The sequence below is a fragment of the Mycolicibacterium iranicum genome (assembly GCF_002101705.1).
GTDB lineage: Bacteria > Actinomycetota > Actinomycetes > Mycobacteriales > Mycobacteriaceae > Mycobacterium > Mycobacterium iranicum.
On record NZ_LQPC01000035.1, the window covers coordinates 1 to 22,676 of the forward strand.

21 protein-coding genes and 1 pseudogene are annotated in these 22,676 nt (G+C 64.3%); 12 read left to right on the forward strand and 10 right to left on the reverse strand.

From position 1 onward, the window contains the following. Positions 1 to 168: pseudogene (locus AWC12_RS31650) on the forward strand (amidohydrolase family protein); the annotation flags it as partial. A gap of 18 nt (positions 169 to 186) precedes the next feature. Here AWC12_RS31650 and AWC12_RS17975 read toward each other — a convergent pair. Beyond that, the gene (locus tag AWC12_RS17975) at positions 187 to 1,761 is read right to left on the reverse strand and encodes a class I adenylate-forming enzyme family protein (RefSeq protein WP_085175948.1); all 1,575 of its coding nucleotides are present in this window, start codon (positions 1,759 to 1,761) and stop codon (positions 187 to 189) included. A gap of 96 nt (positions 1,762 to 1,857) precedes the next feature. Here AWC12_RS17975 and AWC12_RS17980 point away from each other — a divergent pair, with 96 nt between their 5' ends. Continuing rightward, positions 1,858 to 2,715, forward strand: a complete 858-nt coding sequence (locus AWC12_RS17980) for an SDR family oxidoreductase (protein ID WP_085175950.1) — start codon at positions 1,858 to 1,860, stop codon at positions 2,713 to 2,715. Between the two features lie 2 nt (positions 2,716 to 2,717). On the opposite strand, the gene AWC12_RS17985 is transcribed toward AWC12_RS17980, so the two are convergent. Then, on the reverse strand, positions 2,718 to 3,536 hold the full coding sequence (locus AWC12_RS17985) for an enoyl-CoA hydratase/isomerase family protein (RefSeq protein ID WP_085176034.1): 819 nt from the start codon (positions 3,534 to 3,536) through the stop codon (positions 2,718 to 2,720). A 100-nt stretch (positions 3,537 to 3,636) separates the two neighbouring features. Here AWC12_RS17985 and AWC12_RS17990 point away from each other — a divergent pair, with 100 nt between their 5' ends. From AWC12_RS17990 to AWC12_RS18035, 10 genes are all read left to right on the forward strand, one after another. Then, positions 3,637 to 4,914, forward strand: a complete 1,278-nt coding sequence (locus AWC12_RS17990; RefSeq protein ID WP_085175952.1) for a hotdog family protein — start codon at positions 3,637 to 3,639, stop codon at positions 4,912 to 4,914. A 5-nt stretch (positions 4,915 to 4,919) separates the two neighbouring features. Beyond that, positions 4,920 to 5,726 carry an enoyl-CoA hydratase/isomerase family protein gene (locus AWC12_RS17995; RefSeq protein ID WP_085175954.1) on the forward strand — a complete coding sequence of 269 codons (807 nt, stop codon included), beginning with the start codon at positions 4,920 to 4,922 and terminating at the stop codon, positions 5,724 to 5,726. Positions 5,727 to 5,734: 8 nt separating this feature from the next. Then, a complete protein-coding gene (locus AWC12_RS18000; RefSeq protein WP_085176036.1) occupies positions 5,735 to 6,982 on the forward strand; it encodes an acyl-CoA dehydrogenase family protein in 1,248 nt (415 codons plus the stop codon). After that, a complete protein-coding gene (locus AWC12_RS18005; protein ID WP_085175956.1) occupies positions 6,979 to 7,791 on the forward strand; it encodes an enoyl-CoA hydratase/isomerase family protein in 813 nt (270 codons plus the stop codon). The genes AWC12_RS18000 and AWC12_RS18005 overlap by 4 nt, the downstream gene beginning before the upstream one ends. Next, on the forward strand, positions 7,788 to 8,606 hold the full coding sequence (locus AWC12_RS18010) for an enoyl-CoA hydratase/isomerase family protein (protein ID WP_085175958.1): 819 nt from the start codon (positions 7,788 to 7,790) through the stop codon (positions 8,604 to 8,606). Before AWC12_RS18005 ends, AWC12_RS18010 begins: the two co-directional genes overlap by 4 nt. Then, entirely contained in the window at positions 8,603 to 10,054 is a 1,452-nt protein-coding gene (locus AWC12_RS18015; RefSeq protein WP_085175960.1) for a class I adenylate-forming enzyme family protein, read from the forward strand. The genes AWC12_RS18010 and AWC12_RS18015 overlap by 4 nt, the downstream gene beginning before the upstream one ends. Further along, positions 10,051 to 10,662 carry an SDR family oxidoreductase gene (locus tag AWC12_RS18020; RefSeq protein WP_165762823.1) on the forward strand — a complete coding sequence of 204 codons (612 nt, stop codon included), beginning with the start codon at positions 10,051 to 10,053 and terminating at the stop codon, positions 10,660 to 10,662. The genes AWC12_RS18015 and AWC12_RS18020 overlap by 4 nt, the downstream gene beginning before the upstream one ends. Beyond that, positions 10,662 to 11,417, forward strand: coding sequence for an SDR family NAD(P)-dependent oxidoreductase (locus tag AWC12_RS18025; protein WP_085175962.1), 756 nt, complete (start codon positions 10,662 to 10,664; stop codon positions 11,415 to 11,417). Before AWC12_RS18020 ends, AWC12_RS18025 begins: the two co-directional genes overlap by 1 nt. A gap of 5 nt (positions 11,418 to 11,422) precedes the next feature. Further along, positions 11,423 to 12,310: a TIGR03619 family F420-dependent LLM class oxidoreductase gene (locus AWC12_RS18030; protein WP_085175964.1), complete on the forward strand. Its 888-nt coding sequence runs from the start codon at positions 11,423 to 11,425 to the stop codon at positions 12,308 to 12,310. Between the two features lie 129 nt (positions 12,311 to 12,439). Then, a complete protein-coding gene (locus tag AWC12_RS18035; protein ID WP_085176040.1) occupies positions 12,440 to 13,576 on the forward strand; it encodes an amidohydrolase family protein in 1,137 nt (378 codons plus the stop codon). Between the two features lie 9 nt (positions 13,577 to 13,585). Here AWC12_RS18035 and AWC12_RS18040 read toward each other — a convergent pair whose 3' ends face one another. The 8 genes from AWC12_RS18040 to AWC12_RS18075 all read right to left on the reverse strand — a co-directional run bounded on the left by AWC12_RS18040 (position 13,586) and on the right by AWC12_RS18075 (position 22,675). Then, complete coding sequence (locus tag AWC12_RS18040; protein WP_234814070.1) at positions 13,586 to 14,695, reverse strand: dihydrodipicolinate reductase; 1,110 nt, start codon at positions 14,693 to 14,695, stop codon at positions 13,586 to 13,588. 82 nt (positions 14,696 to 14,777) lie between these two features. Next, positions 14,778 to 16,004 carry a cytochrome P450 gene (locus tag AWC12_RS18045; protein ID WP_085176044.1) on the reverse strand — a complete coding sequence of 409 codons (1,227 nt, stop codon included), beginning with the start codon at positions 16,002 to 16,004 and terminating at the stop codon, positions 14,778 to 14,780. A gap of 172 nt (positions 16,005 to 16,176) precedes the next feature. Beyond that, the gene (locus AWC12_RS18050) at positions 16,177 to 17,133 is read right to left on the reverse strand and encodes an LLM class flavin-dependent oxidoreductase (protein ID WP_085175966.1); all 957 of its coding nucleotides are present in this window, start codon (positions 17,131 to 17,133) and stop codon (positions 16,177 to 16,179) included. Positions 17,134 to 17,219: 86 nt separating this feature from the next. After that, a complete protein-coding gene (locus AWC12_RS18055) occupies positions 17,220 to 18,068 on the reverse strand; it encodes a hotdog family protein (RefSeq protein WP_085175968.1) in 849 nt (282 codons plus the stop codon). Then, complete coding sequence (locus AWC12_RS18060) at positions 18,068 to 18,946, reverse strand: mycofactocin-coupled SDR family oxidoreductase (RefSeq protein WP_085175970.1); 879 nt, start codon at positions 18,944 to 18,946, stop codon at positions 18,068 to 18,070. Before AWC12_RS18060 ends, AWC12_RS18055 begins: the two co-directional genes overlap by 1 nt. After that, complete coding sequence (locus AWC12_RS18065; protein ID WP_234814071.1) at positions 18,943 to 20,502, reverse strand: class I adenylate-forming enzyme family protein; 1,560 nt, start codon at positions 20,500 to 20,502, stop codon at positions 18,943 to 18,945. Before AWC12_RS18065 ends, AWC12_RS18060 begins: the two co-directional genes overlap by 4 nt. Continuing rightward, positions 20,499 to 21,698, reverse strand: coding sequence for an acyl-CoA dehydrogenase family protein (locus AWC12_RS18070; protein ID WP_085175971.1), 1,200 nt, complete (start codon positions 21,696 to 21,698; stop codon positions 20,499 to 20,501). The genes AWC12_RS18065 and AWC12_RS18070 overlap by 4 nt, the downstream gene beginning before the upstream one ends. Next, positions 21,695 to 22,675, reverse strand: coding sequence for an acyl-CoA dehydrogenase family protein (locus AWC12_RS18075; RefSeq protein ID WP_085175973.1), 981 nt, complete (start codon positions 22,673 to 22,675; stop codon positions 21,695 to 21,697). Before AWC12_RS18075 ends, AWC12_RS18070 begins: the two co-directional genes overlap by 4 nt. Between the last annotated feature and the right edge of the window lies 1 nt (position 22,676).

The following is a 22,676-nucleotide window of genomic DNA, read 5'->3' on the forward strand; positions in this document are numbered from 1 at the left end:
TTCACCCACATCCCCAAAGACCAAGCCACCGTCGGCGCCCTACGCCAAGCCGCCCAAGGACACGACGTCTCCATCCACGCGCTGTCGAAACGAGAGCACAACGCCGGTGCTTCGGATTGGCAGGCTCAGATGAGCAAAGCCACGATCAATGTCAGCGGAGGAAAGTAACTTCGGCCGGAGGTCGGCTCAACCCGCGTTGACCAAGCGGTTCGCCAACATCCTGGGTCGTCCGTGCGAGCGGGCGTCCAGGGTGTTGCGTTCCACCTTGCCGTTCGCGTTGAGCGGTAGCGGCTGATCCCACAGCACCAATTCCTCGGGCAGCTTGTATTTTGGCAGACCTGCGTTCGACAGGGCCTCGGTAACATCCTCAAGCGACAACGTCACCTCTGGCTCGAGAACCATCGCTACGGCCAGCCTCTCTCCCGTCACCGCGTCGGCGACCGAATAGGCAGCGCACTCTTTCACACCGCTTATTCGGGCGATGGCCTCATCGACTTCCGCCGTAGCGATCTTGAGCCCATTACGGATCACAATGTCCTTGATACGACCCACGATTCGTACCCGACCGCCGGCCAGTTCAGCTACGTCGCCGGTGCGAAACCAGTCACCGTCGAACGCTGCACTGTCACCTTCGCCGCCGGTGTAGCCCAGATAGGTGTGCGGTCCTCTGATGCAGCACTCCGCGGGCTCCTGGGCCGAACCCACCTTGATCTCCACGTCCTGCAACGGAACTCCGTCATCGGCGTGACGGAGTTCCTTAGGCTCGAATCGTAGTCCGGACGTGCTGACGGGAACTTCGGACGACCCATAGGCCCGCATCACGATGATCCCGAAATCGTTCTCGATGCGTTCGACAATGCGTCGATCCAGCATGGTGCCGCCCAGATACACCGCTCGCAAAGGAAGCGCAACATCCCGCTGGGTTGATTCGTCGAGAAGTCTGTCCAACAACCGATCTGGGCCGCCGTACCACGTCGCACCAGAGGCGACGAGCAAGTCGCAGGTGGCCGCCGGATCCCACCGGTCCTCCAGCGTCACAGGTACCGCAAGCATCGGACTGATGAACGCCGCCTGCAGCACTCCGGTCACCGAAGCGAGCGGGCTGATCAGAAAGATACCGTCGTCTTCGGTGAGGCCGGCCGCCGCCACATAGTTCGACGAGGCCTTGAGCAATGTACTCAGTGAATGCACGACCCCTTTGGGCGCCGACGTCGTACCGGAGGTGAAGAGGACCAATGCAGGCTCGTCGGCGGCGCGTGCCGGCCGATGGCGGCCGGGCGAGCCGCCCCGACTCGGCGCCCCGATCTTGACCCACTGCAATGATCCGGACAGCTCGGATCCTCCTGCCTCCGGCCAATTCGGCGCCACTGCGAACTCGGCACCCGTACGGTGGACGATGTCGGCAACTTGTCGAGCACCGCTGCTTCGGGGCACTACGAGGGCGAGGGCATCGACTCGCAGTGCGGCGTGGATCGCGACGAGTGAATCCACATCGTTGCCGACCACTATCACGACCCGAGCGGACGGGCCGACGCCTGCGTCGCTCATCGCCTCGGCCGCCGCGTCGATCCTTCGGTCGAGCTCGACGAAGGTCAGATCGCCTTGGCGATCGCTCACCGCCCGCCGAGCGGGACTTCGTGCGGCAGCTGACCGAACCACATCTACCGGCTCCGACGACCAGAATCCCGCGGCTCGATAGCGACCTCGCAGGGCTTCGGCCCGAAGGCTCGCCTGCCCCAGCAGCTCCGACGAGCTGGTCATGATCGTCCTCCGATGCAAATGGTTGTTCTCGTTTGCAGTAAATGTAACCTCTCACCCATGTCTTCTTCGCACAGCACTTCATTCCATCAACCGTCGATGACCTTTGACGGCCAGGTGGCCATCGTCACCGGCGCGGGGGGCGGACTCGGGCGCTGTCATGCGCTCGAGCTGGCTCGACGAGGCGCGCGGGTCGTCGTCAACGATCTCGGCAGCGCAGTTGACGGCAGCGGTGCCTCGACATCGGCAGCACAGGCAGTTGTCGACGAGATCACCGCCGCGGGCGGGTCGGCGATCGCAAACGGTGACTCCGTAGCCACCGAGGCGGGCGGGGCTGCGATCGTGGAAGCGGCCAAAGACGCCTTCGGCCGGGTGGACATCCTCGTCAACAATGCGGGAATCCTGCGTGACGCTGCCTTCAAGAACATGACCGCCGACCAGGTCGACGCCGTGGTCGCTGTCCACCTGACTGGAGCGTTCAATGTGACCAGGGCCGTTTGGCCGACCATGCGCGAGCAAAATTACGGACGCATCATTCAAACTACCTCCGGTACAGGTCTTTTCGGGAACTTCGGGCAGGCCAACTACGGCGCCGCCAAGATGGGTCTCGTCGGCATGATGCATGTACTCGCGATCGAGGGCGCCCGCAACGGCATCACCATCAATGCGATCGCACCCATCGCCCGAACCCGGATGACCGAAGACATCATGGGCGAGGCCGGCAAGGCTATGGATCCCGAACTCGTCACCCCCGTGGTGGTCTACCTCGCCCACCGCGACTGCGACCGCACCGCACACATCTACTCCGTTGGCGCGGGCAAGGTGTCCCGGGTATTCATCGGCGTCACCAAGGGCGTGGAGAACACCGAGCTGACGGCGGAGGCCGTTGCCGCGGCGATCGACGAGATCGACGATCCCCGCACGTTCACCATCCGCGGCGGACCCGTGGCCGGCTGACGTCAGCGCCCCTGGAAATCAGGTGTACGCCGTTCTGTGAAGGCACGCAATCCTTCCCTCAGGTCGGAGGTGTGCGAGATCAGCTCGGCGGCCCACGCTTCCTGTTCGAACGCCCGCGCCCGGCTGGATTCCGAGGACACCGCCAGGAGCCGCTTGGTGTGGGAAAGCATCACTGTCGGCCCCGCGGCCAGTCGGCCTGCCAGCTCCTCCGCGGTCGCCATCACCGCCTCTGGCGCCGCCACCCTGTTGACGAGCCCGAGGCGCTCGCACGTCGAGGCATCCACCGCCTCACCGAGCATCAGCAACTCGGCGGCCTTGCGTAGACCGACAATTCGGGTGAGCAGAAAGATCGCGCCGGAATCCGGAAGGATCCCGCGGTGGACAAAGGCCTCGATCAGCTTGGCCTCCGATGACATCACCACCAGATCGCAAGCCAATACCAGACTCGCGCCCGCACCCACGGCGACACCGTTGACCGCTGCAACGACGGGCTTGCCGCAATCCAGCACTGCCGCCACCAACCGTTGCCAGCCGTGTGCCAGCATCCGGGCGATGTCACCGGGGCGTTTCTCTGCAATCGCCTGCGTCACCGAGTCGTCGGTCTTGGACGGCAGCCCAGCCCCGGCGCAGAAGTGACGCGACCCCGCCGCACCCAGCAGCACCGCCCGCACCGACGGGTTGGAATGAGCATCCTCCAGTGCCACGCTGAGAGCATCACGAGCATTGGGCGACAACGAGTTTCCAACATCTGCGCGATTGATGGTGATGTGCAGGACGCCGTTGTCACCCTGTTCTACGTCAATACCGGTCGGCTCGCTCATCTTCTGCTCCACCCTCCGTTAACGGCGTTTCCGTTTTTCGGGTATCTTAATTTCCGCAACGGTGCCGGCGATAGTGCGGGCCATGACGAGGAGGCGCTAGATGACTCAAACCTCCTCTCGCGCCGACTCTCCTCAGGCCGGACAGATCACTGACGAAGGACTGGCTCGGCTGCGTGCCACGATCGGCATCGCAGTACCCCATACTCAGCCACCGCACTACTTCCGTCCCAACGAGGACAGCTTCCGCCACGTCGCCGAAAGCTACGGAGACGCCAACCCTCTGTGGTCGGATCCCGAGTACGCGGCGAAGACCGTTTGGGGCGAGCCGGTGGCGCCGCCCGCCCTCGTCGGTGGCGACACCCTCATCGGCGAAGACGAAGTCACCGTGCTGTCCGACGAGGATCGCGCTCTCACCAAAGGGGACCCCCTGCGCGGGGTCCACGCGTTCTACGCATCGTCGTCACGCGAGTGGTGGGCACCGTTGCGCGCCAACCACCGCGTCTTTCGCCGCAACGCGCTGGTGGCAGCGCTCGACAAGAGCAGCGAGTTCGCCGGCCGCGCCATCCACGAGTGGTCGGCGCAGGTCTTTCGGGACGACGAGGGCCTGATCCTGGGCGGCCAGTACCGCAACATGATCCGTACCGAACGGGGCAAGGCACGAGGTCAGAAGAAATACCAGGCCGTCGAACTGAAGACCTGGACCGAGGATGAAATTGCCGACATCGACGCGCGGTATGCGAGCGAGGTCCCGCGCGGTGCGGAGCCCCGGTGGTGGGAGGACGTCAACGAGGGCGACGCGCTCGGTCCGCTGACCAAAGGTCCGCTCACGGTTACCGACATGGTGTGCTGGCACGTCGGCATGGGCACCGGAATGTATGGCGTGCGTCCGCTGGGTCTCGCCTGGCGTAATCGCCAGCGAATCCCGCGCTTCTATACACCGAACGAACAGGGTGTGCCCGACGTGCAACAGCGGGTGCACTGGGAGCCCGACGCCGCACGCAATGCGGGCAACCCCACGACATTCGACTACGGCCGTATGCGCGAAACATGGTTGATACACCTCTGCACGGACTGGATGGGCGATGACGCCTGGCTGTGGAAGCTCGACTGCGAGTTCCGCCTCTTCAACTACGTCGGCGACCTACACACCATCACCGGAACGGTGGAGCGCAAGTACCTGGCCGACGGTGACCGTCCAGCGGTCGACATCGAACTGGCCGCAACCAACCACCGGGACCAGGTGACCGCCCCGGGACGCGCGACGATCCTGCTTCCCAGTCGCAAGCATGGCCCGGTACGGCTCCCCGACCCGCCGGGCGGGGCCACCGACCTGGCGGAGCTGCTGACCGCGGTGTCCGAACAGTTCGCCGAGCGCTGACGCCGATGGCTTACCCGAGTGTTCCAGGACTTCGCGCACAGCACGAAGGCCCTGTGTTGACCCTGACATTCGATCGCGCGGATCGACGCAATGCCGTCAACGACGAGATGCTCGACGCGATGATCGACCACATTGCCGCGGCCGGTATCGACGAGTCCGTCCGGGTGATCCGCCTCGACGCCGAAGGGCCGGATTTCTGCGCAGGATCCGACTTGGTCGCCAACAATGCCCACTCGGAGCGCAAGCCTCGCGTCGGCAGTACACAGCGCCGGCTGCCCAACAAGGCCAACCGACTGATACCGCTGCTACTCGAAACACAGGTTCCGATCGTCGCGGTGGTTCGCGGCTGGGCCGCAGGACTTGGTTTTCATATCGCGATGGCTTCCGACTTCTGTGTTGCCGCTGACGACGCCCGATTCTGGGAGCCGTTCATGGCCCGCGGCTTCAGTCCGGACAGCGGCGCGGCATGGCTACTCCCCCGCCTCATCGGGATGGTCCGCACCCGCCAGCTCTTGATGCTCGGAGAAGAACTCTCCGGCACCATGGCCGCCGAGTGGGGCGTCATCCACGGCGCCCATCCAGGCGCCGCACTGGAGTCGGCAGCCGACGCACTCGTCGCACGGCTGGCGGCCGCGCCCACTGTGGCGCTCGGTCTGACCAAATGGCTACTGCAGTCTGGAAACGGTCTCGATCTGGACCGGCACCTGCACAACGAAGCACTCGCGCTCGAACTATCCAGCCGCAGCGAGGATTTCAAGGAAGGTTTACGCGCCTTTCGCGATAAGCGCGACGCAGAGTTCACCGGGCGTTAGTGGGGACCATGAAACGACTGCCGATCACCGACACCACCACCGCAGCTGACGCCGTCACCATTGTCGAACAATGGGTCGCTGACAACGTACCTGCCGCATGGTGCGGGGCTGCGGTGCAGGGACCCAAGGCGCTACGTGCTGTACGCAGCCGAGACGAGTACAGCCAGTGGTACCCGGTGTTCGCCGAATCGGGCCTGGTCGTGCCGACGTGGCGTCCAGAGCACGGCGGGCTTGGTGTCGGCAACGACATCGCTCGCGCCATCGAGGGGGTGCTGGCTCCGCTGCGGCTGAATCGGCTGAACCCTCTCGGACTCAACAATGCGGCGGCTGCGCTGTTCAGTCACGGGACAGACGAGCAGCAGCTGCGCTTCCTGCCGCCGATCGTTCGCAACGAAGAGAAATGGTGCCAGCTGTTCAGTGAGCCCGGGGCGGGATCCGACCTGGCCTCGCTGGCCACCAAGGCTGTGCGAGACGGCGACGAGTGGGTGGTATCCGGCCAGAAGGTCTGGACGACCTGGGCGGACGAGGCGGACTTCGGAATCCTGCTGGCACGAACCGATCCCGATCAGCCAAAACACAAAGGCATCACCTACTTCCTGCTGAACATGCACCAGCCTGGCGTCGAGGTCCGTCCGCTGCGGCAGATCACCGGCGAACGGGAATTCAACGAGGTGTTCCTCGACGGTGCCCGCGTGCCAGATGCACATCGAGTCGGCGAGCTCAATGACGGGTGGCGGGTGAGCGCGTCGACCCTGTCCAGCGAGCGCCAGATGGTCTCGGGATCGGGATCGGGGGGAATGGGTCGGCTCGGCGGCTCAAGCGCGCAGCGCCTCATCACAGTGGCTCAAGAGACCGGAAAGTGGTCCGATCCAGTCGTCCGCGGAAAGGTGATGCGGTTGTGGGCTCAGGAACAGATTCGTGGATGGACCAATGCCCGTGTGCGCGCGGCGCTCTCCGCCGGCCAGTCACCCGGTGCGGCCTCCTCGATCGGCAAAGTGCACCAAGCCACCCTCAACCAGCAGATCCAGGACCTGATGGTCGATCTGCTCGGCACCGAGGCCCTCGCCTGGCCCACCGGCGACGACCAGGACGCGTTGCCGCGGGAGGTTCAGGGTTGGATGCGCAGCCTCGCCAACAGCACCGAGGGCGGTACCACTGATATCAACAAGAACATTCTGGGCGAACGGGTTCTCGGCCTTCCTCGGGAACCTGATCCGTGGAAAGGCAAGCCCTGGAGGGATATTCCCCGCTCGTGAGTGCCTACGCGCGGCTCAACGTCGCGAAGTCCGACGGTATCGGTTGGCTGATTCTGAATCGGCCCGACGCCGGGAACGCGTTCGACTCCGTGATGCTCGACGAACTCGAGACAGCTTGGACCGATCTGGACGCTGATCCGCAGGTCCGCGTCATCGTCAACACCGCCGTTGGCAAGTCCTTCTGCACCGGTATGGATGTCGTTCAGGTGGCCCGCGATAAAGACGCCATGCGTAAGCACTCCCGACGGACCCGCGATGCGGCGCTGAAGATCTCGTCGTGGCACTGCGATGTCTGGAAGCCCGTCATCGCTGCCGTCAACGGGGTGTGCGCCGGGGGCGGATTGCACCTGGTCGCCGACGCCGACATCGTCATCGCCGCCGACACGGCGTCCTTCGTCGACCCGCACGTCTCAGTCGGCCAGGCCGTGGCCTACGAGGCCATCACCCTGATTCGCAAGTCGCCGATGGAAGCCATCACCCGTATGGCGTTGAGCGGCAGAAGTGAACGTATCTCAGCGCGACGGGCCTACGAACTCGGCATCGTGTCGCAGGTCGTTCCCGGCGACACCTTGCGCACCGCTGCTACCGAACTCGCAACCGCGATTGCCGCGAACTCCCCGACCGCGCTGCGCGCCAGTAAGAAGGCGTTGTGGCGGTCTCTGGAGGTGGGACTGAGCATCGCCCGCGAGGAGGCCGCTGCAGAGATCGACCGCCTCGCCGGCCACCCCGATCAGTACGAGGGTGCACGGGCGTGGCTGGAGAAGCGGCAGCCCAACTGGCAACCGATCGCAACAGCGGAGGCACGGTGACATCCGAACAACAGACGACCTACCGACGGCTGATCGTCGAGCGGCGCGGCCCCGTGGGCTGGATCATCAACAACCGCCCCGAACGTCTCAACGCCTACGACGCCGTGATGCGCGAGGAGTTCCCCAGGGCGTGGGCCGAACTCGACAGTGACCCCGAGGTCCGCGTCATCGCTCATACCGGCAACGGGCGTGCCTTCCAGGTCGGTGCCGATGTGGAAGAGCTCGATGGCGATGCGGTACAGCAGTTTCAGGAGACCATGCGCACCCTGGACCTGAAGCTGACCGGGTGGCACTGCAACGTCAGCAAGCCCGTCATCACCGCGGTCAACGGGGTCTGCGCGGGCGGGGGCCTGCACTGGGTGGCCGATGCGGACATCGTGATCGCCGCCTCCGATGCGACGTTCGTCGACCCGCACGTCTCTATCGGTCAGGTCAGCGCACTCGAAACCATTGCGCTGATGAGAAAGATGCCCGCCGAGGCGGTACTGCGAATGGCACTTGTGGGCAGCCACGAAAGGCTAACCGCCCAAAGGGCGTATGAACTCGGGATGATCAGCCAGATTGTCGATCCGCCGGAATCGCTGCGAGAGGTCACTCAGGAGCTCGGAGAGAAGATCGCGAAGAACTCCCCCGTGGCGATGCGCGCCACCAAGCGCGCTCTGTGGGCGGCCTTAGAGCACGGGCTCAGCGACGCCTGCCGAGAAGGGGCACGACACCTGACGTCGGTGTGGGGTCACCCTGACCAGGATGAGGGACCGCGAGCCTTCGCCGACAAACGAGCCCCCAATTGGCTTCCCCTGGATGGTGACCGGTGAGCCTGGCCCAACTCCTCGACGGTCTTCCCGCCGTCGCCGTGCACACCCTGGACACCGACGTCTCCACCGAACAGCTGGTGGCCGATGCCGACCGCGTCAGCGAATTTCTCGCGCGGACCGGCCTGCAGACGGGCCAGGTGGTGGCCGCGATGTTGCCGAACGACTCGATCACGCTCGCGGCGCTGTTCGGCACGTGGCGTGCTGGCGGTGTCTACACGCCACTGAACCCCCGCGCTGCCGATGCCGAGGTGGCCAGTCAGCTCGCAACGCTGCGTCCGGTCGCGGTGATCACGACACCCGAACTCGCACATCGGTTTTCGGAGTACGACCTGTCCGTCATCACCGGCACGGGCGGACTGTGGGAGCTCGCAGCGACGGGCTGCGCACCGGTCGATGCCCTTCCGTACGACGAAGACGTGGCGCTGTTGCAATTCACCTCGGGCACCACCGGCGCTCCCAAACCCGTTCCGCTGCGCCACGTTACAGTGCTCGACCTGATCGACCGCCTTCTCCTCAAACTGCGTGGCGCCAAGCGCGACAAGGGCGCGCCCGCGCGCGCACCCATGCCGAACCTGGTGCCGCTGTCGCTGTCGCTGTGGGCCGGGATCTATCAGGTGCTCTTCGCCTTCCGCGCCGGTTCCGGTGTGGTCCTGATGGAGCGGTTCTCCCCCACTGATTTCGCCATTCTGGTCAAACGACACCAGTTGCGCTCGACGGTGCTGCCACCGGCGGCACTGACGATGGTCCTGCACGACGAAGAGGTCACCGACCTCTTGCCGCTGAAGATCGTCCGCTCCATCACCGCGCCACTGTCGCCGGTGCAGGCGGCCCGCTTCCGGGACAAGTTCGGTGTGCTGGTACTCAACTCGTACGGTCAGACAGAATTGGGCGGTGAAGTCGTCGGGTGGTCGGCCGCCGATGCCCGCGAGTGGGGTGAAACCAAGCTCGGATCCGTGGGGCGGCCGTTGCCCGGTATCGACGTCACCATCGCTGACGACGAAGTGATGGTGCGCACGCCCACCACCGCGGCACGCAAGATCGATCCGGCTTTTTTGAACCGCCTGACCGACGACGGTTGGTTCCACACCGGTGACCTCGGCTGGTTCGACGACGACGGCTTCCTGTGGCTCGACGGCCGGGTGTCGGACATGATCAACCGCGGCGGGCTGAAGGTCTTCCCAGGAGCAGTGGAAGACGTTCTGATGTCCGCCGACGGCGTTCGCGAAGCCGCTGTGGTGGGCGTTCCTGATGAGCGCGTCGGCGAAGTGCCGTGGGCCTTCGTGGTCCGCGCCGACCATTCGGTGTCCGAAGAGGCATTGGTGGCATGGTGCCGGGAAAGGCTGACCCCATACCGAGTTCCGGCCCGCATCGTGTTCGTGGATCGGCTGCCGCGCAACGATGTCGGCAAGGTCGTCAAGCGCGACCTGGCGGCGATGGCGCGCGCGTGACCTCCGCGTCGCTCGGAAACGTCGCAGTCGTCGGCGCCGGCGACGTCGTCTCGTCCACCCTCGCCCGTCGCCTCGACACCTCGGTGCTGGATGCCGCAGCGACCCTCCCGGCGGTCCTTGACGGGATTGTTGTCGTCACGGGTGCCGACGCAGCTCCGACATCCCTTCAATCCAGCGGTTCCGGCGAGTGGCAGCGGCTCGCACGGGAGCCGTTGTGGCAAACCATCTGCATCTTTCAACACGCATGGATGTCGATGCAGAACCACGGCGGCCGCATCGTGCTTGTGGTCCCGACCATCGGCATGGCCGGTTCACCCCAACTCGTGCCGCTCACCACAATGGTTGAAGGTGCGCGTGCGCTGGCGAAATCCGCTGCGCGCCAATGGGCTGGCAGCGGCGTCATCGTGAACATCGTGGGCGTGCCCCTCACGTTGCTGGCCCCACAGCTGGCAGACAAAGCCCAACACCTCACCGCGCCCGCAATCGCCGACCACTCGACGCTCCTCGATGACATCGCCACGACCATCGCACACCTTCTGCGCCGCGACATCGGACACCTGATCGGCCAGACGATTGTCGTCGACGGAGGATCGGTGATGGTGCCGTGATGCTCGATGACCACACAGTTCTGGTCACCGGCGCGGGAGGGGGCGTGGGTCTCGGCGTCGCGCGCGAACTCGCCGCCGACGGGGCGCACGTCGTGCTGGCGACGCGGAACGAGAACGGCGCCAGGGCGGCCGAGGCGATCCGCGCTTTGGGCCACGCAGCGACCTGGGTGCGCTGCGATGTCACCGACGAGGCATCGGTCCGGGCCGCAGTGGCCGCGACCGTCGACACGACTGGAAGGCTCGACGCCGTCGTGCACAACGCGACGAGCAATGTTTCCAGTCAGCCACACCGGCTCGCCGATGTCGACGAAGCCTTGTTCGAACAGCACTTTTCGGTGTCGCTGCTCGGCGCCTATCATTGTGCCACTGCAGCCTTCGACGCGTTGCGCACACGCGGCGGAACCCTCGTCGTGATGACGTCACCCGCTGGCATCGAAGGCAGTGCGACCCTGCCGCTCTACGCGACGATGAAAGGTGCGCTGCGCGGATTTGCGAAAAGCCTGGCACGCGAGTGGGCAGGACACGGAATCACGGTGAACATCGTTTCACCGCTTGCCTACTCACCCGCGATGACCGCGGCCATTGCGGCCGAACCCGCGATGGAAGCACGTCTGGCACGTCGTATCCCGCTCGGTCGCATCGGCGATCCCGAAGCTGACATAGGTTCGGCCATCAGCTTTCTCGTCGGTCCCCGCGCGCGCTACATCACCGGCCAGACACTCGGCGTCGACGGCGGCCACTTCACGAGCCTGTAAACACCATGGAACTCGGGCTCGTCCTCCCCCACTCCGGTCCCACAGCGGCACCAGAGTTCATCCGGGATTTCGCCCTCACCGCCGAAGAGGCCGGCATCCACGGACTCTGGGCCGTCGACCACCTCGTCCTACCACGGCACGTCGCATCGCCCTACGTGCTCGGTCGCAGACCGGTCCCGGTGGCCGCCGGTTGGCTCGCCGAGCACCTGTCGCCGAACTACGAGTTGATGACCACCCTTTCCTGGGTTGCGGGAATGACCAGGACCATCTCGCTGGGTACCTCGGTGTCGGTCTTGCCGATCCGCAACCCGGTGGCCAACGCCCGTCAGCTGGCCAGCCTCGACGCGCTGTCCGGAGGACGGTTGTGGTACGGCGCCGGGGTGGGTTGGATGCGTGAGGAAGCCGATGTCATGGGCCTCCCGTGGGACCGGCGGGGCGCACGCAGCGACGAACACATCGCGGTGTTGCGTGCCTTGTGGAGCGGGGACGATCGCTACGTCGAGTTCCATGGCTCTTTCTACGATTTCGACCAGGTGGACCGATGTCCGCAACCCGTTGGGGGCACCATCCCGATCCTGATCGGCGGTCACTCCGAGGCTGCCCTGAACCGGGCGGCCCGGCTCGGCGACGGATGGATCGCCGCGCCGATGCCGCCGCAGCGCCTCTCTGAACTGCTGTCGAGATTGCGCGTCCACCGGGAATGTGAAGGCACGCCCGCCACCGACTTCCGCGTCGTCGCGGCGACAAACTTCACCGACTTCGATACCTTCGGCCGCTCGATTGCGACGTACCGGGAGCTCGCCGTCGACCACCTTCAAGTGCTGCTGCCCACTGCCGACCCTCGCGCGACGCTCGAACTGATTCCCGAGATCGCGCAAGTCGGGGGATCGTGACGTCGGGACTCGATCTGAGAATTTAGCTTCTCCAAATACGATAATGTTGCTATCGATCATTGCGTCAGGCTTGGAAGGAGACGTCTCGTGGAAAACGGACAGTTCGAGGTATGGGACGCCGACAACCACATGTATGAGACGATCGACGCGTACACGAGGTACCTGCCCGAGAAGTACTCCGAAGCACTCAAGTTCGTCGATGTCAACGGACGTAAGAAGCTTCAGATCCTCGGTGCCATCACCGAGACAATCCCCAACCCCACCTATGAAGTCATCCCCACCCCTGGTGCGTGGGCAGACTACTTCCGTGGCATCAACCCCGACGGCAAGACGCTGCGCGAACTGGCGGAACCGATTCGCTGCCCGGACGAGTTCCGGCGCCCGGATCTGCGTCTGGCGCTGATGGATCGGCAGGGTGTCGACGGAACCGTCATGTTCCCCACCACCGCCGGCATGCTCGAGGAGAGGACGAAGTCAGACACCGAACTCACGCACGCCGTCACACACGCTTTCAACCGGTGGCTGCTCGAGGACTGGACGTTCAACTACCAGAACCGCATCTTCGCTGTACCTGCCATATCGCTGAACGACCCGGCACAGGGCGTCAAGGAGTTGGAGTGGTGCCTCGACAATGGCGCCCAGACGGTTCTGATCCGGCCGGCCCCGGTGCCGCGTGAGGACGGCACGTCCCGGTCTGCGGCGCTGCCCGAGTTCGATGACTTCTGGCGTCTGGTGGAATCCGCCGGCATCTCCGTTCAGATGCACAATTCGGATTCGGGTTACGAGCGCTACGTCGACGACTGGGAGAGCGCGGCCGAGTTCAACGGATTCGCCTTGAGCAAGCTGAGAGGATTCATCTACGAGGAGAGCCGCAACATCTTCGACACCCTCGCCGCGTTCATCGCACACGGTGTCTTCGAGCGATTCCCCGGCGTACGAATCGGTGTGGTCGAGAACGGCGGATCGTGGGCCCACCGTCTGATCGACGTGTTCGATCGCGTGTACCGCAAGAGGCCGTATGACTTCGAGGAGCATCCGGTCGATGTGTTCCGTCGGCACGTGTGGATCAACCCTTTTCACGAAGAGGACATGTCAAAACTCGTCGAAATCCTGGGCGCCGATCGCGTGATGTTCGGCTCGGACTATCCGCATCCGGAGGGGCTCGCCGAGCCCAGGGAATTCCTCTCCGAACTGACGGACCTTCCACGGGACACCACCGAGCGGGTGATGGGCCGCAACCTCAAGGAGCTGCTCGGCGTGGGGTGAGCTAGAGCTTCAGGTGCGGATCGTTCGCGACTGCCGGCTCACGATCGACGCTCCGGACAAAGGATTTTCGAGCACACCGACTGGTGCGTCGACGACTGCGGGTATCGCATTGACCGCAGCCATCGCCGTCACAGCGACCCCGGGGTTGACGCGATCATCTGGCGACTGCTCGAAATACAGTTCCACGCACATGCTGGGCCGGCCCTCGACCCGGATCACCATCCCTCCCTGATCTTGCCGCGACGGCCGCGGCCAACGCTGCGGCCATGGTGTCGAACTGACCGTCGCGAAGTACTGCACCCCAACGGCGGGCCTCCCCTCCACCATCCCGGCAAGTTGCCACCGGTGCCCGCAGATCGTTCCGTGCGGGATCACCCCGATTGCGGTCGCCAGATCATCTGGCGCGAGAAGGGTTTCCCAATCAAGTTCGACGCTGTCGAGTTCGATACCCAATATGTCGGCGATGTAGCGGACGACAGTTTCCCAGTCGTTGTTGACCTTTCCCGAGGCGATGCGTGCGGGCACATGCCCGTCGGGCTTGCCGAACCCCATCGATTCATGCAGGACGTCCCAGATCGGATAGGACTTGTCCAAGTCGATGGCGTACTCGTCCATTCGGTAGGAGTCGACAGCGCCCGCCCCGGCCAGCACCGCAGTCGGGATGTTGAGACTGACGAACCCCGGTTCGGCACCCGTGGCGTAGAACGTCGAGTTTCCCCTCGCTGACGCAGCGTCGATGGCCTCGCGCCACTCAGATGGTGCGGCCGCCGGATACACCATCGGGATCGTCGAGATCGTGACGACATTGATTCCTGCCTCTAAGTACCCGACGATATCGGCGATAGCCTCTGGCTCGCGACGAACCGCGGTGGCGCAGTAAAGAACGCAGTCGGGTGCGAGTGCCCTTATCGCCTGCGCGTCGTCGGTGGCCAACACCCCGACATCAGGTCCGCCGGCCAGCCGGCCCGCGTCCACGCCGGCCTTTTCAGCCGTCGATACCTTCAGTCCCACCAGTTCAAGGGCAGGGTCGTCGATGACAGCTCGCAGGGCCTGCGTGCCCGTCAAGCCGGTGCCCACATGCGCCACACGGTGTACTCGGCCAGCTGAGGTGTCGACCACGGTTCTATTCCTTTCGCTTTGTTCGCGTCTATGAAGGACGCAGGTGCTCAGACGTGCTTCTGTATCGAGTGAACACTGCAGGTCACCGCGCCCCGGTCCGGACCGGCACGCTGGCCCACCCGAAGACGTTGGGCATCTTGACCCTTCGCAGCCCCGTGACGTCGACCTCGAACTCCGGGATCAGATCCAGGAGGACGTCGAGGGCAACCCGACCTTCCATCCGAGCCAACGCCGCCCCCAGGCAGCTGTGTATCCCGTATCCGAATCCGAGATTGTGGCCGGAATGCGCCCGGGTGATGTCGAAACGATCCGGATCGGCGAAGACCCGCTCATCCCTGGTCGCCGACCCGTTGATGAGCATGACCGGCTTGTGTCGGGGAATGACTTGGCCGTGAAGCTCGACTTCTACTTTGCTCCAACGGATGTCGTATTGAGACGGCCCTTCGTAACGCAGAAGCTCCTCGAACGCGGCCGAGATGCGGCTCCTGTCCTCACGGAGCAGCTGCCACTGGTCCTGGTGACGCGCGAACAAGACTCCTGCACTGGCGATCAGCTTGGTCACCGTTTCCGCGCCGGCCCCGCCGAGCAGCGAGGCGAAGGCGGCTATCTCGAAGTCATCGAGCTGGGTGACCGTGCCGTCGTCGCGTTCCACCTCGACCTCGGTCAACCGTGTGATCATGTCGTCGCGCGGGTTGGCTCGCTTGTCGACGACGAGGTCGTAGTAGTACCTCCACATGGTCACGGCTGCTTCCCGTCCGGCCGCGGTGACGCTCACGTTGCCCGGTTCGCGCTCCAACATCGTGTCGAGCCAATGGCGGATCTGCTGGCGTCCGTCCGCGGGAACACCGAGCATCGTTGTGATGATCTCAACCGGGAACACCGCGGAGAACTCTTCGACCAGATCGAACGAAGTGGTGTCGATCCGTTGTGCCGTCGTTTCGACCACGTTCCGAATCATGGGTTCGAGCTTCGCGATGGCACGGGGGGTGAAAACCTTGTTCACCAGCGCCCGCATGCGGGTGTGCTGGGGGGGATCCATCATGATGATCACTCCCTCGGGGAGCATCGCATTCGGATCGACGAAGTGATCGAGGGTGACACCCTTCGCCGACGAGTACGTCTCGTGGTCACGCATTGCGGGTGCGACGTCTTCGTACCGTGAAAGCGCCCAAAAGTCATACTGCGCGCTGTGGTAGACCGGCGCATGATCACGGAGCCGCCGGTACGTCTCGAACGGGTCGTTGAAGAACTCGTCGGAGAACGGGTCGAACTGAACGATCTCCGCTGAACTCTCGGGTTTCTCGGGCATCGTCTCATCGCCTTCCCCTGTGCAGTGCCGCAACTCGAATCTCATCGCCTGTTTCCCATGTACGGCGCTCGACGATCTGCCCGTCCTGGTTGGTCCACATGTAATCCCACTCGCCGGCAGCACACGCGAACTGGCTGACGAGCCGGTCAAGGCGCATGTGGGTACCTTTCCGCTAGGTCAGCTCGACGAATCTCTCGAGGTAGGGCCACGCGATATCCGGTGGAATGCCACCGCACAACGGCGAGAGGTTGAACATCTCGCCGCCCGCAATGCGCTGCCTCGCTTCGTCAACCGACAGGATCACGTGCGACGACGACGTGCGCCGTAGTTCGTCGACGGTGGTCGCGGTGCTCAAGTTGGCCGAAACCTCGTTGTCCGGGTTCCACGCCGAATATGCCATGGCGTCGTGCAGCAGATAGTCGCCGATCTCGTCCCACGCGGCGTCGACGTCTTCGGCGACGAAGAGGTTCGCCACGGCGTTGCGTTCAGGGATGAGAACGAAGCCGGGCTCGAAGCCGTTCTCGCGGCAGGCTTCTTCGTAGACCGCCTGCATTCCGGGGACCCCGCCGTTCGCCAGCAAGCCCAGGCCGTTGCGTCCGGCACGCCGCGCCGCTGCAAGGCTGGCTCCTCCCCAGTTCAGCATCGGACCATTGGCTTGACGTGGTCGGGGTGTGACCTTCATCCGTCTGCCACCGTGTTCGACTTCTTCTCCTGCCAACAGGCGACGAAGCAGCGGGAGCTTCTCGTCGGCGACACGACCACGATCGCGCAGAGCCATCCCGAAGTGGTCGAACTCCTCTGGCCGGTAGCCGATCCCGAAGACGTAGCTGGCGCGGCCCGCGCTGATGTGGTCGAGCACGCAGATGTCTTCTGCCAGTCGGGCCACGTCGTAGAACGGCAGCAGAATCGTCAGATTCAACATCAACCGTTCGGTGCAGGCTGCAATCGCAGCACCGAGCAGCAACGGCGATGGCAGATAGCCGTCGTCTGCGCAATGGTGTTCACACAGAACTACGGCGAGGCATCCACGGGTCTCAGCCCACGCGGACATATCCGTTGCCGCGGCGTACAGCTCTGTGGGCGGCGCACCGATCGAAGGTGCCCGCATGTCGAATCGGAGAGTGAACATCGGACGCTAATCACCCTCCCGTGCGTCGATACCCATGACGTCGCTGCTTGCTTTCACACGATCGAAAGAGGTCGGGCCCGATCCGCTTAGACGGATCGAAACACGTGCGTGGCAACCGTAACCAACCTTCCGTCGGCACCGTCGTCATACACGTGTGTTCGGGCCGCGGTGAGCTCACCAGCTCCTGGAACCGCTTCTGCCACAAATCTGAACGGACCAGACTTCGCTCTGGACAGGAACATGGTGTGCGACGACACGCCGACAACGGCCGTCGTCCCAAAGAACTCGACGGCGGCGCTGCGCGCTGCCGTCTCGGTCATCACAAATTGCGGACCGACGTGTAGAGCCGCATCCGGAGAAGCCACCTCTGCCGTCAACTCCGGCAGGGTCCACGTCCTCGTGCCCACCTGGCGCCCACCGAAGACCTGCCACAGGGGCGGTAGGTCAGGAGAATCAACGACCTCCAACGGCTCGACGTACATCTTCTGCAGACCGTCGGGGGGCACACCGATCGTGACGCCCTGCCCTTCGGTGAGGGCCAACACGCGATCGGGCTGGTCGGCATCGACGATCATCGATCTGCTGTACGACATCCGCTGTCCGCGTTTGAGATCCTCACTGCGTACCTCGAACCGTTTCACGCCGATGCCCGCATCCAGAACCTGGCACGAGTGGACCACAGGGTTCGGAACGGCCTCCAAATCCGACACCAAACCACCCTCGGGGGCCGCAATACCGAAGACGCTCAGCACGATTCCCCCGGTGACATCGCGCATGTCGTAGCGGACGGTTACCGTGTCATCCACGGGCCCGACAGTCATGGAGGCGTGGTGGCGCCCAATGTAGCGGTAGCTCAACAACCCGCCCCACCGACGTTGCAGCTCGGCGGCGTAGGCAACAGGATCCGAGGCCAGATCTCTGATGTCGCGAACCATTACTTTCCCGGGCCGTTCGGGAACTTGAGGTAGGAGCCGGCATCGACCCGGATCTGCTGGCCGGTGATGTACCGGCTGTCATCGCTGGCCAGGAACACCCCCAGGTTCGCGATGTCCTCGGGCTCGACATAGGGAATCGGCATGGCCTGGAAGTAGGTGAACGCTAGATCGGCATCCTCGCGGGTGGGCTTCTTGCCCTCCTCCACCAGGTCCGGACGGAACACGCCGTAGATCCCTTCGTTGTGCAGCAGGCGGGTGTTTACGTTGGTCGGATGTATCACGTTGACGCGAATGAATCTGGGAGCCAGATGAATTGCCATCTGCTCGGCATACTCCATGAGCGTCCGCTTACTCCACGCGTAACCAGCGCCACCTGGCCCCATTTCCGGGCTGTCGGCGTTTCCCGGCATCATCCCGGCCGTCGATCCCGTGATAACGATCGAAGATCCGTCTGACAGGTGCGGCAGCGACACCGCTACCGTGTTCAAGACACCGACCAGATCCACATCGGTCGCGTCGACGAAGTGCAGCGGGTCGGGCGAGCCCATCGCCATCGGAAGGATACCGGCGTTGGCGACCACGATGTCGAGCCTGCCGAAATCCGCGAGCGCCGAATCAAGTACCTCCCGCAGCGCGAACCGTTCCCGAACGTCGGCCACACGTGCGTACACGCGTCGACCGAGTTCCTTGACCGCTCGTTCTGTCTCACCCAGATCGTCCGGCGTTGCCAGTGGGTACGGGTTCGATGCGATGTCGGCACAGATGTCGATCGCGACGATGTCGGCACCCTCGCGCGCCATGGCGAGCGCATGTGCTCTCCCCTGCCCGCGTGCCGCGCCGGTGATGAATGCGACCTTGCCGTCGAGCCGTCCGGTCATCTGTTCTCCGTCTCGCTAGTTGCGAAGTGCATGCGAAGTTGATTTTTGAGGACCTTGCCCGTGAGGTTTCGCGGCAGAGCTTCCACCAGTTCGAGGCGCTCGGGCGCCTTGTGTTTGCTCAAGCCGAGACTCTGACAATGCCTGTACAACGACTCTAGGGTGATGTCGGCGCCCGGATCGGCGACTACGACGGCGCATACCCGTTCGCCCGTCCGAGAATCAGGCACTCCAATTACGGCCACGTCGGCGACCGCTGGGTGGGTCGCGAGAATCTGCTCGATCTCCAAAGCCGAGATGTTCTCGGCGTTACGGATGATCGAGTCCTTCAGACGTCCCGTGACGACGACGTTGCCGTTCGCGTCGAGCCGGCCTCGGTCGCCGGTGCGGAACCAGCCGTCGGCGTCGAACGCCGCCTCGTCGAGCGAGGCGTCCACGTAGCCGAGAAAGCACTGCGGCCCCTTGAGCCGCAGCTCTCCATCCTCACCAGGCTGGAGCTCGCGCTCCATTTCGTCGACAACCCGCACGCGGACACCGGCCACGGGTTGGCCCACGGTGTGATCCAACACGTCGGGATCGGCGTCCGGCGCGGCCGACGTCGCAACCGGAAATTCGGTGAGTCCCCACGCGTTCGCGATACCGGGTACCGAGAGCACCTCGCGCACCTGCCGCCCCAATTCGGCAGTGATGGGAGCACCACCTCCGACACAACCACGGAGGTCTCGGAACAGAGGCTGGTCACCGTACTTGCGTTGCGCTGCCATGAAGGCCACGAAGAATGGGGTTGCCGATCCGAGAAGGGTGGCGCCGTGCTCGGCGATCGCGAACGGGGTGCGCTCCGGGTCGAATGTGTCGAACAAGACCAGCCGCATACCGGTGAGCAGGCTCGCAGCCAGCATCGCGGCCCCGCCGATGTGCGATACGGGAAACGCGATCGGGTTGACATCGGCGCTGGACGCTCCGACCATCTCCACGACGCCCGCCGAGCCGGCGATGACCGAGAGATCGCAGTGCCGAACACCTTTGGGCGCCGCCGTGGTTCCCGAAGAGTAGTAGATCCACCGTGGTTCGATGCCCGATGTCGGTGGGGGCAGAAGGCTCGCCGGGTCGCCGGACGGCAGACGTAAGCCGTCGCTGACCTCGACGGCGTGGTCGACGACCAAGATCGTCATCTCGCGTTCCCTGGCCAGATTGTCGCCGAGTGCGACATGGTCGTACCCTCGCCAGATTCCCGGAACGATCAACACCTCGGTACCGAGCTGAGCGGTCGCGAAACGCACTTCGCGCTCCCGCCAGATCGGCAGGATGGGGTTCTGCACGGCACCGAGTCGCGTCAGTGCCACCATCACCACCATCGTCTCGAGAGTCGTCGGCAACTGCCACGACACGACCGTGCCGGCTTCGACCCCGCGCTCGGCGAACGCGGCCGCAGCAGAGAGCGCAGCTTCGTAGAGCTCACCGATGGTCATACTCCGCCCGAAGTCATCGACCAGCACGACTCGGTCCCGATGCTTGTCGGCAGCGGACTCAACGAGTTCCCAATAGGTTTCGGTCTTCACCGGCTCGGGAGCATCAGTCGGCGCTTGGCAAGGATGTTGCGCATCATCTCCGAACTGCCGCCGGATACCGTGTAGGCCCGCGACCAAAGCCAACACTCGCGGAGACGTTGCTTCGCCTCGGCGATGCTCGGGTCGGCAGCCTCAGTACACACCGTTGCACTGAGCTCGGTTCCGTAGGCCGAAACCCGGTGGTAAGTCTCGGCGAAACTCAGCTTCGCGATTGACCCGTCGCCCACTTCGTCGGCTCCGACGGTCATCCGCTCGACATGGTCGTCGATGAACGCCTTCGCCACTTCAACTTCAACAGCCAGCTCGCTGACTGTCTGACGAATGTCCTCGTGCTCGAGGACCGGCTTTCCCCCGAGTGTCGCGTGACGGGCCACGGTGACGAGGTCGTCGATCAACAACTCCAGCAGGATGACGTTGCCACCGATGCCGAAACGTTCGAAGTCCAGACCCGCCATGATGATCGACCAGCCCTGTCCCTCTTCGCCGATCAAGCCGTCCGCCGAGATCGGCACGGAGTCGAGGAAGACTTCGTTGACCTCGATCGCCTCGTTGATCGTGCGGATCGGACGCACCTCAACGCCATCAGCCGATAAGGGCACGACGAACGCCGACAAGCCATGGTGCCGCGTCGATGCCGGGTCGGTGCGCACCAGAGCAAGCCCCATATCTGCCCAGTGGCCGTCGGTGATCCATGTTTTCTGCCCGTCGAGCACCCAGCTGCCGTCGTTGTTCCGTACACCCCGGCACCGCACCCCCGCGATGTCGCTTCCGGCGTTCGGTTCGCTGAGCAACTGGCACCACACATGCTCACTGCGCCGGATCGGCGGAAGCAGGGCGGCCTTTTGTTCCTCCGAACCGAAATGCAGCAACACATGTGCAGCCAGGTTGACTTGGTCGACCGGACGCGGAGCCCGAGCCCGGAGCAGTTCTTCACTGACGATGCGATCGTGCAGTGGATGATGGTCGGCCCTGCCGCCGTACTCGACGGGCCAGTCCCCACCGACAAAACCCGCGTCGAACAATCCGGCGAACCAGGTTCGCAGGGCCGCTTCCTGATCAGCGTTCTCAGGCGCCCGTCGCCCTTCACGCGCGGCGAAGGGTGGCGCATGAGTGACGATGTGCGCGCGCACTCGTTGCCTGAATTCGTGCAGCTGCGCATCGGTGGGGCGCGGAACAGAATCGCTCACCAGCCGACCTGCCTCGCGTACGCAGTCCGGCTCGTGCGCGCGCTGCCGAGCAGATGGCTGTTCGTGAAGGCGCGCCGCAACTCGTGATGCAGGGGGTATTCCCAGGTGAAACCAATCCCGCCGGACAATTGCATGCACTCGTCAATGGCGGACGTCGCTTTGGCCGTCACGAAAGCGTGCGCCGCGGCTGATAATTGGATAGCCGAGCTCGAATCCTCCGTCGTGGCCAACGCACGGGCTGCCTTCATGATGACTGCCCGCGCCTTCGCCTCAAAGACCAGCAGCTCGACCAGGCGGTGCTGAACAGCCTGAAAGCTGGCGATCGGCGCACCAAACGCGATTCGGTCCTTCAAATAGGCGACCAACCGCTCGAAGGTCGCCGACAGGGCGCCGAGTGAATCGGCACTGAGAAGTACCCGTGCGACGGCCACCAGCTGATCCGAGCGCGGGGAGTCACCGATGAGTAGACCGTCCACGTCCGTCAGCTCGACTCGCCACGCCGGCCTGCTCACGTCGAGCAGCTCTTCGTCACGAGTCCTGGGTGTGGCATCGGACAACTCGAACAGGTGAATCCCGCTGCTGCCCAACGTAACCAGAAGGCGGAGTGCATCAGCGTTCGTCACCCGCACGGTGCCCCCCGACAGTGCCAATCCGGCGGGGATACTCCCGTCGAGCACCGAGGGCAGCCATCGATCGCGCACATCGGCGGGTGCCGACGATAGAGCCGCGGCGGCCAGTGTCGTGCCGAACCAACCCGACCGGTCACCGGCGCGCCCGATCTCCTCGGCGATCACCGCGGTTTCCACGGGCAACCAACCGGCGCCGCCGAGACACTCCTCCACCAGCAAGCCTGTCCAGTCCATCCGCGCAAGACCCTCGACAGAATCTTTCTCACCACGTTCGGAGAGGAATTCGCGTGCCGAAGACCTCAACAGGTCAAGGTCGATCGCCTCATCGACCGCACTGTCAGGTGCCACT

Bases quoted from the DNA above. Each gene is read 5' to 3' on its own strand.
- AWC12_RS18025 (WP_085175962.1), top strand. From the start codon at position 10,662: ATGCTCGATGACCACACAGTTCTGGTCACCGGCGCGGGAGGGGGCGTG.
- AWC12_RS17995 (WP_085175954.1), top strand. From the start codon at position 4,920: ATGGCTTACCCGAGTGTTCCAGGACTTCGCGCACAGCACGAAGGCCCT.
- AWC12_RS18045 (WP_085176044.1), bottom strand. From the start codon at position 16,004: ATGCCCGAGAAACCCGAGAGTTCAGCGGAGATCGTTCAGTTCGACCCG.
- AWC12_RS18060 (WP_085175970.1), bottom strand. From the start codon at position 18,946: ATGACCGGACGGCTCGACGGCAAGGTCGCATTCATCACCGGCGCGGCA.
- AWC12_RS17985 (WP_085176034.1), bottom strand. From the start codon at position 3,536: ATGAGCGAGCCGACCGGTATTGACGTAGAACAGGGTGACAACGGCGTC.
- AWC12_RS18030 (WP_085175964.1), top strand. From the start codon at position 11,423: ATGGAACTCGGGCTCGTCCTCCCCCACTCCGGTCCCACAGCGGCACCA.
- AWC12_RS18055 (WP_085175968.1), bottom strand. From the start codon at position 18,068: ATGGTTCGCGACATCAGAGATCTGGCCTCGGATCCTGTTGCCTACGCC.
- AWC12_RS17980 (WP_085175950.1), top strand. From the start codon at position 1,858: ATGACCTTTGACGGCCAGGTGGCCATCGTCACCGGCGCGGGGGGCGGA.
- AWC12_RS18035 (WP_085176040.1), top strand. From the start codon at position 12,440: ATGTATGAGACGATCGACGCGTACACGAGGTACCTGCCCGAGAAGTAC.
- AWC12_RS17975 (WP_085175948.1), bottom strand. From the start codon at position 1,761: ATGACCAGCTCGTCGGAGCTGCTGGGGCAGGCGAGCCTTCGGGCCGAA.
- AWC12_RS18000 (WP_085176036.1), top strand. From the start codon at position 5,735: ATGAAACGACTGCCGATCACCGACACCACCACCGCAGCTGACGCCGTC.
- AWC12_RS18050 (WP_085175966.1), bottom strand. From the start codon at position 17,133: ATGTTCACTCTCCGATTCGACATGCGGGCACCTTCGATCGGTGCGCCG.
- AWC12_RS17990 (WP_085175952.1), top strand. From the start codon at position 3,637: ATGACTCAAACCTCCTCTCGCGCCGACTCTCCTCAGGCCGGACAGATC.